Genomic DNA, 13,563 nt, shown 5'->3' with positions numbered 1-13,563 from the left:
GAGGGGTCGGTCGTTACCTACTGCACCGTTTCAGTGGAGAAAATCGAGCACATCGTCCCGCATGATGAGATCAGTACGCCTCGGTGGCCGACGCTGCCGGGTAAGTTGAGCCAATGTTCTCCAAAGTTTTGGTTGCCAACCGCGGTGAAATTGCAATCCGTGCCTTCCGCGCCTCCTACGAACTCGGGGCCTCGACCGTTGCGGTGTTCCCGTTCGAGGACAGGAACTCGGTACATCGGACGAAGGCCGACGAGGCGTACCAGATCGGGGAGAAGGGCCATCCCGTTCGCGCGTACCTCTCGGTCGACGAGATCGTCGCCGCTGCCAAACGCAGCGGTGCGGACGCGGTGTACCCCGGATACGGATTCCTTTCCGAGAACCCGGATCTGGCCGCAGCGTGCGCCGAAGCAGGCATCACCTTCGTCGGCCCGTCCGCCGATGTTCTCGAACTGACCGGCAACAAGGCCCGCGCGATCGCGGCAGCCAAGGCGGCTGGACTTCCGGTGCTGGCGTCGTCGGAACCGTCGTCCGATGTGGACGCGCTCGTCGCCGAGTCCGAGTCGATGACGTTCCCGCTGTTCGTCAAGGCCGTCGCGGGCGGTGGCGGCCGCGGTATGCGCCGAGTGGCCGAGCCCGAGCAGCTGCGCGAATCCATCGAAGCTGCTGCGCGCGAGGCGGAATCGGCCTTCGGTGATCCGACCGTGTTCCTCGAGCAAGCCGTGATCGATCCCCGGCACATCGAGGTTCAGATCCTGGCCGACGGCCAGGGCAACGTGGTGCACCTGTTCGAGCGCGACTGCAGCGTACAGCGTCGGCATCAGAAGGTCATCGAGCTCGCTCCGGCTCCGAATCTGCCCGAGGGATTGCGGGAGAAGATCTGCGCCGACGCCGTCGCGTTCGCGAAGCAGATCGGCTATTCGTGTGCCGGTACCGTCGAGTTCCTGCTCGACACCCGCGGTAATCACGTCTTCATCGAAATGAACCCTCGAATCCAGGTGGAGCACACCGTCACCGAAGAGGTGACCGATGTGGATCTGGTGCAGTCCCAGCTGCGGATCGCCTCGGGAGAGACACTTGCCGATCTCGGTCTGCAGCAGGAGAACATCGTGCTGCGTGGTGCGGCTCTGCAGTGCCGCATCACCACCGAGGATCCGGCGAACGGATTCCGCCCGGATGTCGGACGCATCACCGCGTACCGGACGCCGGGCGGTGCCGGAGTGCGCCTCGACGGTGGTACCACTCTGGGTGCCGAGGTCGGTGCCTACTTCGACTCCATGCTCGTCAAGCTCACCTGCCGAGGCCGTGACTTCGACACCGCCGTGGCGCGTGCCCGACGAGCCCTGGCGGAGTTCAGGATTCGCGGTGTCGCCACGAATATCCCGTTCCTGCAAGCGGTTCTGGTCGATCCCGACTTCACCGCGGGCCGGGTCACCACCTCGTTCATCGAGGAGCGCCCCGAACTGCTCACCTCGCGCTCCTCGGGCGACCGCGGCACCAAGATTCTCGCGTACCTGGCCGACGTGACGGTGAACAAGCCGCACGGCGAGCGTCCGTCGTCGGTGTACCCGCACGACAAGCTGCCGCCGGTGGACTTCGCAGCCCCGATCCCGGACGGTTCGAGGCAGCGGCTGCTTGCGCTCGGACCCGAGGGGTTCGCTCGCGATCTGCGCAATCGAAAAGCCCTCGGCGTCACCGACACCACGTTCCGCGACGCGCATCAGTCGTTGCTGGCCACGCGCGTGAGGACGAGCGGACTGCTCGGAGTCGCTCCGTACGTCGCGCGCACCACGCCGCAGCTGCTCTCCATCGAGGGGTGGGGCGGTGCCACCTACGACGTGGCACTGCGATTCCTGCACGAGGATCCGTGGGAGAGATTGGCGAGCCTGCGAGAGGCCGTGCCGAACATCGCAATTCAGATGTTGCTGCGCGGCAGGAACACCGTCGGCTACACCCCGTACCCGGAGAAGGTGACCCGCAGCTTCGTCGCCGAGGCCACCGACACCGGCATCGACATCTTCCGCATCTTCGACGCGCTCAACAATGTCGATCAGATGCGTCCGGCCATCGATGCCGTGCGCGAGACCGGCACGGCGCTCGCCGAGGTGGCACTGAGCTACACGGGTGATCTGTCGAACCCGAACGAGAACCTCTACACCCTCGACTACTACCTGAAGTTGGCCGAGCAGATCGTCGACGCAGGCGCGCACGTGCTCGCCATCAAGGACATGGCAGGACTGCTGCGCGCACCCGCAGCCAAGACTCTGGTGACGGCACTGCGCTCGAACTTCGATCTGCCCGTTCACGTACACACCCACGACACACCCGGTGGTCAGCTCGCGACCTACCTCGCCGCATGGGAGGCCGGGGCCGACGCCGTCGACGGTGCCAGCGCCGCGATGGCAGGCACCACCAGCCAGCCTGCGTTGTCGGCGATCGTGGCGGCTGCCGCGCACACCGAGCGCGACACCGGCCTGAATCTGCAGGCTGTCTGTGACCTCGAGCCGTACTGGGAAGCCGTGCGAAAGGTGTACGCGCCGTTCGAGTCCGGTCTGCCGGCACCGACGGGTCGCGTGTACACCCACGAGATCCCCGGCGGACAGCTCTCGAACCTACGGCAGCAGGCCATCTCGCTCGGGCTCGGTGATCGGTTCGAGACCGTCGAGGCCAATTACGCTGCAGCCGACCGCATGTTGGGCCGTCTGACCAAGGTGACACCGAGCTCGAAGGTCGTCGGCGACCTGGCACTTGCTCTGGTCGGTGCAGGCGCGTCCGCCGAGGAATTCGCCGAGAATCCCGGTCGCTACGACATCCCCGATTCGGTGATCGGATTCCTGCGCGGCGATCTGGGTACGCCTGCGGGCGGATGGCCGGAACCGTTGCGGACGAAGGCGCTGGAGGGTCGTGGCGAGGGCAAGCCGGTGACACCGCTCACCGATGAGGACGAGAAGAACCTCGACGGCACCTCGGCTCAGCGCCGCGAGACTCTCAACCGTCTGTTGTTCCCCGGTCCCACAGCCGAACTCGCCGCTCACCGCGAGAAGTACGGCGATACGACGCGGCTGTCGGCCAATCAGTTCTTCTACGGCCTGCGGCAGGGCGAGGAGCATCGGGTGGCCCTGGAGAAGGGCGTCGAACTGCTGATCGGGCTCGAGGCGATCTCCGACCCCGACGAGCGCGGAATGCGCACCGTCATGTGCATTCTGAACGGACAGTTGCGTCCGGTCTCGGTGCGCGACCGGTCCATCTCGAGCGAGGCCCCCACGGTCGAGAAGGCGGATCGATCCAACTCCGGTCATATTCCGGCACCGTTCGCCGGTGTGGTGACGCTGTCGGTCGAGGAGGGACAGAAGATCTCGGCCGGAGACACCGTCGCCACGATCGAGGCGATGAAGATGGAGGCCGCGATCACCGCTCCCCGCGGCGGCACCGTGACCCGGTTGGCGATCTCCGGTGTGCAGCAGGTGGAAGGCGGCGATCTGCTCGTCGTCATCGGTGGGGGGTCGACGGGCGAAGAGGCCGGCAGCGAATGACGCGGATCGTGGCGGGTGTCGCGGGTGGTCGACGATTGTCGGTTCCCGGCCAGGGCACCCGCCCCACCTCCGAGCGAGTTCGCGAAGCGCTGTTCAGCTCGCTGGAGAGTCGGATGGAACTCGACGGTGCCGCGGTGCTGGATCTGTTCGCGGGATCGGGAGCACTGGGGCTGGAGGCACTCTCGCGTGGAGCGTCGTCGGCGGTGTTGGTCGAGTCCGATGCCCGAGCGGCAGCGGTGGTGCGAAAGAACATCGAGTCGGTGGGATTGCCCGGCGCTTCGGTCCGCTGCGCCCCGGTGGCCTCCGTGCTGGCCGGGGCAGCGGATGCAGAGTACGACCTGGTGTTGGCCGACCCGCCGTACGCCGTCACCGACACTGCCGTCGCCGGGCTGTTGGACAGGCTCGTCGTCGGGGGATGGCTCACACCCGATGCGGTCGTCGTCCTGGAGCGGTCGTCGCGTTCGCCGGAGACCCGATGGCCGACCGGACTGGTCCCGGAGAAGTCGAAGAAGTACGGCGAGAGTCGAATCGAGATCGCTGCACGTGCGTAGCGAGCGTGCACGGGATCGGCTGATAGGTTCGCGGGCATGACTGGCGCACTCTGCCCTGGATCCTTCGACCCGGTCACCAACGGTCACCTCGACATCTTCGAGCGGGCGGCCGCAGCCTTCGACGAGGTGGTGGTCACGGTGATGGTGAACAAGAGCAAGAAGGGAATGTTCAGCATCGACGAGCGGATCGAGATGCTCGAGGTCGCCACGGAGCATCTGCCGAACGTCAGGATCGGCTCGTGGTACGGACTGCTGGTCGATTACGCTCGGCAAGAAGGCTTTTCGGCGATCGTCAAAGGTCTGCGCAGTTCGGTCGATTTCGACTACGAGTTGCAGATGGCGCAGATGAATCGAACCCTCACCGGAGTGGACACGCTGTTCCTCCCGGCGAATCCAGCGCACAGCTTTCTGTCCAGTTCGCTGATCAAGGAAGTCGCGACCTTCGGGGGAGACGTCACCGGGATGCTGCCGCCCTTCGTTCAGGACCGCCTGACCGCCCGTATCGCCGAGCGGGCCGCAGAGTAGTTCGAAGAGCGACACACCGAGCCCGTATAGCGCAGACGTCCGCCTCGGCGGGCAGACTGAACAGCGCAGCACTGCGAGTGAAGACCGCGCAGTGGCAGATTCGACGATTGGGGTAACCGGTGTACCGCGTATTCGAGGCGCTCGACGAGCTCGTCGCCATTGTCGAGGAGGCGCGCGGCGTTCCGATGACTGCCGGGTGCGTCGTCCCTCGCGGCGATGTCCTGGAACTGCTCGACGACGTTCGGGACGCGATCCCCGGCGAGCTGGACGACGCCCAGGACGTACTGGACCATCGCGACAAGCTCGTCGGCGATGCCAGGGCCACCGCGGAGAAGACGGTCGGCACCGCCAACGCCGAGGCCCAGAACACGGTCGAGAACGCTCGGGATTCGGCCGATCGCATTCTCGCCGACGCCAAGGCGCAGGCAGATCGCATGGTGTCCGAGGCGTCGGCGCATGCCGACCAGCTCGTGGCCGATGCCGAGGCGGAGGCCGAGCGAACGGTGCTCGAAGGCCAGCGCGAGTACGAGGCTCTGACCGTTCGCGCCCGCACCGAGGCCGATCGGATGATCGAGTCCGGGACGGCGTCGTACGAGCGGTCCGTCGCAGACGGTACTGCCGAACAGAACCGCCTCGTGTCGGAGACCGAGGTCGTTCAGGCGGCCCACGCCGAGTCGGCTCGGGTGATCGACAGCGCTCACGCCGAATCGGACCGGATGCGCAGCGAGTGCGACGTCTACGTCGACACCAAGCTTGCAGAGTTCGAGGAGTTCCTCAGCGGCACCATTCGTTCGGTCGGACGTGGGCGTCAGCAGCTGCGAACCGGCTCGGGCGTGCCCGAGTACGGCAGTGAGCCGTACGGAGAATCCGCGTACGGGAGCCAGGAGCAGGGGCGTCGCAGCCGCCACTGATCGGCAGCGATTTGCCCTCGTATGCACGTATGCGTATCGTTGTGGGGTTGCTTACCGACAGTAGGCATACCGACAGTAAGGAAGAACAGACGTGCCCCCGCCCAAGAGAACGACCCGTCCGGAATTGGACGACGGATTCGTTCTGGACATTCTCAACCTCGGTCGTCGACCCGGGTCGACGAAGGCCATCGAGCGGACGGTTCCGGCTCCTTCCCGAATCGGCCTCGATGCCATAGCCATCGAAGCCGGTGTTCCGGTCTCGCTCGATCTGCAGTTGCAGGCGGTCTCGGAGGGCGTTCTCGTCACCGGCTCCGTACGAGCGGCCACGGCCGGAGAGTGCACTCGTTGCCTCGACCCGGTCGGTGGCAACGTCGACGTCTACTTGACGGAGTTGTTCGCGTACCCGAACAGCATCACCGAGGAGACAACCGATGCGGACGAGATTCACCGCATCGTCGACGACCTGATAGATCTCGAACCCGTCATTGTCGACGCGGTCGGTCTGGAGCTTCCACTCCACCCCGTGTGCAGCGACGAGTGCGAGGGATTGTGCCCAGAATGCGGCGTTCGCCTGGCGATTGCTGAATCCGGCCACAGTCACGATACAATTGATCCTCGCTGGGCTGGTCTTGCAGCCAAATTTGGCGTGGATCCAGAACCGAGCACAGAACTTGTGAACAACGAAGCCGAGGAGAAGTAAGTGGCTGTCCCGAAGCGCAAAATGTCGCGTTCCAACACGAGGTCGCGTCGTGCACAGTGGAAAACCACTGCGCCCACCCTCGTGACGTGCCCCAACCGCGGTTGCGGCGAGAAGACTCTGCCCCACATCGCGTGCCCCTCGTGCGGCACCTACAAGGGCCGCCAGGTCGTCGCAGCGGTCTGATTTCCGCTTACGTGACAAACGAAGTAGTGGACCGGCACAACAGCGGTTCACAGAAGAATAGCTCCACTGCCGCCGGCGGCGGGGACGACCGAGAGTCGCTCCTCGCCGCTATCGGTGTTTCCCTGTCGGAACCTCTGCTGACGTTGGCGCTGACGCACCGATCGTTCGCGTACGAACACGGTGGTCTGCCCACCAACGAGCGGCTCGAGTTCCTGGGAGATTCCGTCCTCGGTCTTGCGGTGACCGAGCACCTCTACGCGGTGCATCCCACCAAATCCGAAGGTCAGCTGGCCAAGATCAGGGCGAGCGTGGTCAACATGCACGCCTTGGCGGAAGTCGCGCGCGGTCTCGGTGACGGCGGACTGGGTCGCCATCTGCTGCTGGGTAAGGGCGAGGAACAGACCGGTGGGCGCGACAAGCCGAGCATCCTTGCCGACGGCATGGAGTCGTTGCTGGGTGCAATCCACCTTCAGCACGGCATCGACGTCGCTCGCACCGTTGTCCTGACGCTGTTCGCAGGCCTCCTCGATCGAGCTCCCAAGCTCGGTGCCGGGCTGGACTGGAAGACGAGCCTGCAGGAACTGACCGCCGAACGTGCACTCGGCGTCCCGGCGTACGAGATCTCGTCGACCGGACCCGACCACGACAAGGAATTCACCGCGACCGTGTTGGTCGGCGGATTCCCGCGCGGCGTCGGTATCGGTCGGTCGAAGAAGGAAGCCGAACAGAAGGCCGCCAGTCTGGCGTGGAACACGTTGTCGAACAACGACACCGCGATTCCCGGCGAGCCGGCAACCGACGAATCCTGATGCCGGAACTCCCCGAGGTCGAGGTCGTCCGGCTCGGTCTGGAATCTCACGTCGTCGGCAGGACGATGCAATCGGTGGAAGTGCTGCACCCTCGCGCCGTGCGGCGTCACGATCTCGGTGGCCTCGATCTGGTCGGCCAGCTGCGCGGTCAGCGCGTCTCCTCGGCTCGGCGGCGCGGTAAGTACCTGTGGCTGGTGATGGAACCCGGCGACTTCGCCACCGTCGTGCACCTGGGCATGAGCGGACAGATGCTGGTGCAGCCGCCATCCGCCCCGGACGAGAAACACCTCCGGATCCGGGCACGACTCGACGACGGCGCCGATCTGCGCTTCGTCGATCAACGCACCTTCGGCGGCTGGGCGCTCGCCCCGATCGTCACCGTGGACGGCACGGAGTTACCCGAACCGGTCGCACACATCGCCCGTGATCCGATCGATCCACTGTTCGACGCCGAATCGGTGGTCGACGTGTTGCGCGGCAAGCACACCGAGATCAAGCGGGCACTGCTCGATCAGACGGTGCTCTCGGGCGTGGGCAACATCTATGCCGACGAGGCGCTGTGGCGCGCGAAGATCCACGGCAATCGAATCGCGGAGGCGCTGACGCGGCCGGCGCTGCGGCGCCTTCTGACCGCAGTGCACGCCGTCATGGGCGAGGCCCTCGCGCAGGGTGGAACCTCGTTCGACGCGTTGTACGTCAACGTCAACGGACAGTCCGGCTACTTCGATCGTTCCCTCGACGCCTACGGTCAGGAGGGTCTGCCGTGCTCGCGGTGCGGAACCCCGATCAGACGCGAGAAGTTCATGAACCGCAGCTCGTTCAGCTGCCCCACCTGCCAGCCGCGACCCCGACACCTGCGCAGCTGACAGCGCCCAGGTCATTCCGCGGGTTCGACTCCTGAACAGCCCGCCTAGTATTTCCGTCATGGCAGAACAGAGCACGCCGACCAACCTCTGGGTCGAGCGCACAGGCACCCGTCGCTACACCGGCCGCAGCTCCCGAGGAGCCGAAGTGCTCATCGGGTCGGAATCGGTGGAGGGCGTCTTCACCCCCGGCGAGCTGCTCAAGATCGCACTCGCCGCATGCACCGGCATGAGCTCGGACCTACCGCTCTCGCGGCGACTGGGCGACGACTACGCCGCCACCGTCGAGGTCTCCGGGGCCGCCGATCGCGAAAACGAGCTGTACCCGGAACTGAACGAGATTCTCCGAGTCGACCTCGGCGCGATGGACCCCGAGGCGCAGGAGCGTCTGCTCACCGTCGTCGAGCGCGCCATCGACAAGGTGTGCACCGTCGGGCGCACCCTGAAGGCGGGTACGAAGATCACCTTGGACATCGACGTGGACGCCTGATGAGAGCCGGGGCGGCCGTAATCGTCGCGGGTCTGATTCTCGGCACGGCGACCGCCCTGGCTCCCACCGCCGAGGCGTCGAGCAGTTGCACTCCGTGGTCGGTGAGCACGGTGGCGGCGGGATTCGGGGTGCTCGAGAACCTCGAGTTCGACGGCCGCGGCTCGATGATCGTGTCCGAGACCTCTCTCATCGGACCCGGCGCGCTGCGTACCGTGGCCCCCAACGGCGCACGGGGCACACTCGTCGCCGACGTCCAGTCGCCTGGCGGACTGGTCCGCGACGCCGACGCGCTGTACTTCACGACCGGAAACAGCGCTGCCGCAGGTCTTCTCGATACCCGAACCGGCACCGTCGACACGATCGATCTCGGCACGGGGGTTCGGTCGACGTACGCGTCGGGCCTGACGATGCCCAACGGGCTGGCGCGATCGGCGACCGGTGATCTGTTCACCACCCGCAACCTGGGTGGCCACTCCGGCCTGACGAGCGTTGCGGTCGACGGTTCGGTGTCGACGGTGCGTACCGATCTGGGATCGGCAAACGGCATCGGAATCGGTAACGGAAAGATGTACGTGGCCAACACGTTCGATCTCGAGACCACGCTCACCGTGCTCGATGAGCAGAATCCGTCCGGACCGTCCGCGCGCATTCGCATCGACGGTGTCGGACCACTGGCGATGTCGGACGACCTGACCGTCGGCGACGACGGAACGGTCTATCTCGCACAGAATCTCGCCGGCAGGGTGGTCCGTATCGATCCGGAATCCGACGCCTCCTGTGTGATAGCGACCGGCGTTCCGCTGACCTCGTCGGTCGCCTTCGGCGGGGTCGGGTTCGACGAGAAAGCGTTGTACGCCACCAGTTTCAATGGAACTGTCAGGAAGCTCGAGCCCGGGTGGCAGGCATGAACGACGAACGGTTGACGGCGTGGGTGCACGGGCTCGTTCAGGGCGTCGGGTTTCGGTGGTGGACTCGCTCGCGCGCACTCGAACTCGGACTCGTCGGTCACGCGACCAATCACGCGGACGGACGAGTCCTGGTGATAGCGGAGGGCCCACGTGAGCATCTCGAGGCGCTCCTGGCCCTGCTCCGAGGTGATCGGACTCCGGGCAGGGTCACGCTCGTTGTGGAGAGTTGGGACGCCGCCCGCGGAGATCTGACGGGATTCGTCGAACGCTGATCGTCCGTTGCGGGAGGCTCGGCGCACTTTCGGGCAGCGTGCCGGTAAAGTACGGACGCTATGTATCTCAAGAGTCTGACGCTGAAGGGCTTCAAGTCCTTTGCTTCGGCGACGACTCTTCGTTTCGAGCCCGGAATCACCTGTGTCGTCGGCCCCAACGGCTCCGGCAAATCCAATGTCGTCGATGCCCTGACCTGGGTGATGGGTGAACAGGGCGCCAAGGCGTTGCGCGGCGGGAAGATGGAAGACGTCATCTTCGCGGGCACGTCGGGTCGAGCCCCGCTCGGCCGCGCAGAGGTCACTCTGACGATCGACAATTCCGACGGCGCACTCCCGATCGACTACTCCGAGGTCTCGATCACCCGCCGTATGTTCCGTGACGGCGCGGGTGAGTACGAGATCAACGGCAGTTCGTGCCGATTGATGGACGTTCAGGAACTGCTGAGCGACTCCGGTATCGGTCGCGAGATGCACGTGATCGTCGGGCAGGGCCGGCTCGCCGCGATCCTGGAATCGCGGCCCGAGGACCGTCGAGCCTTCATCGAGGAAGCAGCCGGGGTGCTCAAGCACCGCAAGCGCAAGGAAAAGGCCGTTCGCAAGCTCGACGCGATGCAGGCCAACCTGGCGCGGTTGACCGACCTCACGACGGAATTGCGCCGCCAACTCAAGCCTCTCGGGAGGCAGGCCGAGGTCGCGCGTCGCGCGCAGACCGTCCAGGCCGACCTGCGCGACGCCCGGCTGCGACTGGTGGCCGACGACCTGGTGGCCAGGCGCGAGGAATTCGCGAACCAGACCCAGGACGAGGAAGCGGCGCGTGAGCAGTACGCGATGGTGCAGGACGCCCTCGAAGCCGGCTCGGTGGCACTCGGCGAACACGAACAGGCCGTCGCCCGGCTGACCCCCAGCGCCGAGGCCGCCGGGCAGACGTGGTTCCGTCTGTCGGCCCTCGCCGAACGCGTCAACGCGACGGTTCGAATCGCCCACGAACGTGCTCGGCATCTCGACGCCGTGCAATCCACCGGTCGGGGACAGGACCCGGACGAGCTCGAAGCGCAGGCCGATCGAGTCGCCGAAGAAGAGATGGAACTCGTCGAGGCCGTCGAGATGGCACGCGAAACCCTCGAGGCGGCACGTGAGCAGCTGGCCGAGCGTGAAGCCGCCGCTGCGGCCGCCGAGCGTGCCCACCTCGCTGCCGTGCGCGCGGTGGCCGACCGCCGCGAGGGATTCGCGCGTCTGTCCGGCCGAGTCGATACCTTCCGAACCAAGGTCGAGTCGATCGACGCGGAGGTGGCGCGTTTGTCGGTGGCCATCGACGAGGCCCGCGAGCGCGGCGAATCGGCTCAGCGCGAATTCGAGAGTGTGCAGGATCAGATCGGCACCCTCGACGCGAGCGAACTGAGCCTCGACACGCACTACGAGCGAGCCGTCGCCGCACTGCGACATGCCGACGCCCGAGTGACGGAGCTGCAGGCAGAAGAACGCATCGCGGGCAAGAAGGTGGCGTCGTTCGAGGCCAGGATCGAGGCGCTCACGATGGGCCTCGAACGCAAGGACGGTGCCGGGTGGCTGGTGGAGAATCAGCAGGACGGTCTGTCGGGTCTGCTCGCGGGCCATCTCACGGTCGAGCCGGGATACGAGATCGCGGTGGCAGTGGCCATGGGTCCGGCCGCCGATGCCGCACACGCCGAATCGTTCGATGCCGCGCGTGATGCCGTGCTGGCGCTGCGTGCGGCCGACGGTGGTCGCGCGTCCATCGTGCACGGCAATGTCGTTGCAGCGCAATCGGTTCCACGTCCGGACCTCCCGAACGGCGCTCGATGGGTGCTGGACCTGATCGAGTATCCGGACCGGCTGGCCGGGGCCATGGCGGCCCTGCTCGACGGTGTGGTCGCCGTCGACTCGCTCGACGCGGCCCACCGTCTGGTCTCCGATTCCGGTGAGCTGCGTGCGGTGACCAAGGACGGCGACGTCGTCGAAGCCGGTTGGGTCACCGGTGGCTCGGACCGTCGTCCGAGCACCCTCGAGGTTCAGTCGGCCATCGACACGTCGACGGTGGAGTTGGCCGCGGCGGTCCGCCGCGCGGAGGAGCTCGACGCGGCGTTGGCAGGCGCGTTGGAAGAACAACGGGATCGGCGCGAATCGGCCGAGCAAGCGCTCGCAGCACTCAACGAATCCGACGCCGCGATGGCCGCGGTGTACGAACAGTTGGGTCGATTGGGTCAACTGGCGCGTTCGGCTCACGCGGAGTCGGCGCGATTGACGACGCAGCGTAGCTCTGCCGAGGCCAGTCGAGAAGAAGCGATCGCGCGGCTGGCCGAGCTGGAAGAGAACCTGCGGACTGCCGAGGACGAGCAATCCGGTTTCGCGGGAGACGGCGAGAGCGGTGACGCTGCGACCACCATGGAACGGGAGATGGCGGCAGCGGCATTGACCGAAGTGCGTGCCGTCGAGGTCGAAGCTCGGTTGAACGTGCGGACCGCCGAAGAGCGCGCACAGTCCGTACGAGGCCGGGCGGATTCGCTTCGGCGGGCGGCGCGAGCCGAGCGTGAAGCCAGGGCGCGAGCCGAGCGCGAGAGCGCAGCGCGTCGGCATGCGGCCGCAGTGGCGGCGGCGGTCGGGGAAGCGGGTGAAGAAGTCGCCGCGCGGTTGGCCACGGTCGTTGCGGCCGCTGCCCGTAGGCGCGACGAGCTGTCCGCCGAACGTGCGACGCGCACAATCGAGCTCGACAAGGTCAAAGAGCAGGTCCGAGCCCTGCAGGGTCAGCTGGCGTCGATCACCGACGCCGTGCACCGGGACGAGGTCGCCCGTGCGCAGGCAGCGCTACGGATCGAACAACTCGAGACGACGATTCTCGAGCAGCACGGCATCGGCCTCGACGATCTGGTGGCCGAGTACGGGCCCGATGTGGCCCTGCCTCCCACCGAACTGGAGATGGCCGAGTACGAGGCGGCCAAGGAGCGGGGTGAGCAGGTGGTGGCACCTGCCCCGATGCCGTTCGACCGAGCCACCCAGGAGCAGCGCGCCAAACGCGCCGAGCGCGACCTCGCCACACTCGGCAAGGTGAACCCGCTCGCCCTCGAGGAGTTCGCGGCCCTCGAGGAGCGCTACAACTTCCTGTCCACCCAGCTCGAGGACGTCAAGTCCGCCCGCAAGGACCTTCTCGGCGTCGTCGCCGACGTCGACGAACGGATCCTGCAGGTCTTCACCGAGGCCTGGCTCGACGTCGAACGAGAATTCACCGGGGTGTTCGCCAAGCTCTTCCCCGGCGGTGAAGGACGACTGATCCTGACCGACCCGTCGGACATGCTCACCACCGGCATCGAGGTCGAGGCCCGGCCGCCCGGCAAGAAGGTCAAGCGACTCTCGTTGCTCTCCGGTGGCGAGAAATCGCTGACCGCGGTGGCCATGCTGGTAGCCATCTTCCGCGCCCGACCGTCACCGTTCTACGTCATGGACGAGGTCGAGGCTGCACTGGACGACACCAACCTGCGTCGTCTGATCGGACTGTTCGAGCAGCTTCGCGAGAAATCGCAGCTGATCGTGATCACGCACCAGAAACCGACGATGGAGGTGGCCGACGCGCTGTACGGCGTCAGCATGCGCGGCGACGGCATCACCACGGTCATCTCGCAGCGGTTGAACCGAGAACGCGTCGCGGTGCCCGCGGCCGAGTCGGACGCAGTGGAGTCGGACGCAGTGGAGCCGGACGCAGTGGAGCCCGACGCCCACGAGCCGGACGCGGTGGAACCGGACGCCCACGAGCCGGAGGCGGCATCCGTCGTCGCCGAACCCGACACCGTCTCCTGAGGTTCGTCCGCCGC

The 13,563-nt window shown here is 66.3% G+C and carries 12 protein-coding genes; all 12 read left to right on the top strand.

The window, feature by feature from the left end:
* Positions 1-113: 113 nt before the first annotated feature.
* Positions 114-3,530, top strand: a complete 3,417-nt coding sequence (locus tag CH296_RS24485; protein WP_094685872.1) for a pyruvate carboxylase — start codon at positions 114-116, stop codon at positions 3,528-3,530.
* Positions 3,527-4,081 carry a 16S rRNA (guanine(966)-N(2))-methyltransferase RsmD gene (gene rsmD / locus CH296_RS24480; RefSeq protein ID WP_032397780.1) on the top strand — a complete coding sequence of 185 codons (555 nt, stop codon included), beginning with the start codon at positions 3,527-3,529 and terminating at the stop codon, positions 4,079-4,081. The genes CH296_RS24485 and rsmD overlap by 4 nt, the downstream gene beginning before the upstream one ends.
* Before the next feature lie 36 nt (positions 4,082-4,117).
* Positions 4,118-4,606 (top strand): pantetheine-phosphate adenylyltransferase, encoded by a 489-nt coding sequence (gene coaD, locus CH296_RS24475; RefSeq protein ID WP_032397781.1) that lies wholly within the window; start codon positions 4,118-4,120, stop codon positions 4,604-4,606.
* A 119-nt stretch (positions 4,607-4,725) separates the two neighbouring features.
* Positions 4,726-5,517 carry a DivIVA domain-containing protein gene (locus CH296_RS24470; protein ID WP_032397782.1) on the top strand — a complete coding sequence of 264 codons (792 nt, stop codon included), beginning with the start codon at positions 4,726-4,728 and terminating at the stop codon, positions 5,515-5,517.
* A gap of 91 nt (positions 5,518-5,608) precedes the next feature.
* The gene (locus CH296_RS24465) at positions 5,609-6,217 is read left to right on the top strand and encodes a DUF177 domain-containing protein (protein ID WP_032397783.1); all 609 of its coding nucleotides are present in this window, start codon (positions 5,609-5,611) and stop codon (positions 6,215-6,217) included.
* A complete protein-coding gene (gene rpmF / locus CH296_RS24460) occupies positions 6,218-6,400 on the top strand; it encodes a 50S ribosomal protein L32 (RefSeq protein WP_032397784.1) in 183 nt (60 codons plus the stop codon).
* A 26-nt stretch (positions 6,401-6,426) separates the two neighbouring features.
* The gene (gene rnc / locus CH296_RS24455) at positions 6,427-7,209 is read left to right on the top strand and encodes a ribonuclease III (RefSeq protein ID WP_032397785.1); all 783 of its coding nucleotides are present in this window, start codon (positions 6,427-6,429) and stop codon (positions 7,207-7,209) included.
* Positions 7,209-8,075, top strand: coding sequence for a bifunctional DNA-formamidopyrimidine glycosylase/DNA-(apurinic or apyrimidinic site) lyase (gene mutM / locus CH296_RS24450; protein ID WP_094685871.1), 867 nt, complete (start codon positions 7,209-7,211; stop codon positions 8,073-8,075). The genes rnc and mutM overlap by 1 nt, the downstream gene beginning before the upstream one ends.
* Before the next feature lie 58 nt (positions 8,076-8,133).
* Positions 8,134-8,562, top strand: coding sequence for an OsmC family protein (locus tag CH296_RS24445; RefSeq protein ID WP_032397787.1), 429 nt, complete (start codon positions 8,134-8,136; stop codon positions 8,560-8,562).
* Positions 8,562-9,470 (top strand): SMP-30/gluconolactonase/LRE family protein, encoded by a 909-nt coding sequence (locus CH296_RS24440; protein WP_256980560.1) that lies wholly within the window; start codon positions 8,562-8,564, stop codon positions 9,468-9,470. Before CH296_RS24445 ends, CH296_RS24440 begins: the two co-directional genes overlap by 1 nt.
* Positions 9,467-9,742 (top strand): acylphosphatase, encoded by a 276-nt coding sequence (locus tag CH296_RS24435; RefSeq protein ID WP_094648177.1) that lies wholly within the window; start codon positions 9,467-9,469, stop codon positions 9,740-9,742. Before CH296_RS24440 ends, CH296_RS24435 begins: the two co-directional genes overlap by 4 nt.
* A 60-nt stretch (positions 9,743-9,802) precedes the next feature.
* Positions 9,803-13,549: a chromosome segregation protein SMC gene (gene smc / locus CH296_RS24430; protein ID WP_256980559.1), complete on the top strand. Its 3,747-nt coding sequence runs from the start codon at positions 9,803-9,805 to the stop codon at positions 13,547-13,549.
* Positions 13,550-13,563: the final 14 nt, after the last annotated feature.

The organism is Rhodococcus sp. 14-2496-1d, from assembly GCF_002259365.1.
Taxonomy (GTDB): Bacteria; Actinomycetota; Actinomycetes; order Mycobacteriales; family Mycobacteriaceae; genus Rhodococcoides.
The sequence above is the reverse complement of the archived record's forward strand: the minus strand, read 5'-3'. Positions and strand labels throughout refer to the sequence as shown.

Coding starts and splice junctions, on each gene's coding strand:
- CH296_RS24485 (WP_094685872.1), top strand. CDS start 114: ATGTTCTCCAAAGTTTTGGTTGCCAACCGCGGTGAAATTGCAATCCGT.
- rsmD (WP_032397780.1), top strand. CDS start 3,527: ATGACGCGGATCGTGGCGGGTGTCGCGGGTGGTCGACGATTGTCGGTT.
- coaD (WP_032397781.1), top strand. CDS start 4,118: ATGACTGGCGCACTCTGCCCTGGATCCTTCGACCCGGTCACCAACGGT.
- mutM (WP_094685871.1), top strand. CDS start 7,209: ATGCCGGAACTCCCCGAGGTCGAGGTCGTCCGGCTCGGTCTGGAATCT.
- CH296_RS24445 (WP_032397787.1), top strand. CDS start 8,134: ATGGCAGAACAGAGCACGCCGACCAACCTCTGGGTCGAGCGCACAGGC.
- CH296_RS24440 (WP_256980560.1), top strand. CDS start 8,562: ATGAGAGCCGGGGCGGCCGTAATCGTCGCGGGTCTGATTCTCGGCACG.
- CH296_RS24435 (WP_094648177.1), top strand. CDS start 9,467: ATGAACGACGAACGGTTGACGGCGTGGGTGCACGGGCTCGTTCAGGGC.
- smc (WP_256980559.1), top strand. CDS start 9,803: ATGTATCTCAAGAGTCTGACGCTGAAGGGCTTCAAGTCCTTTGCTTCG.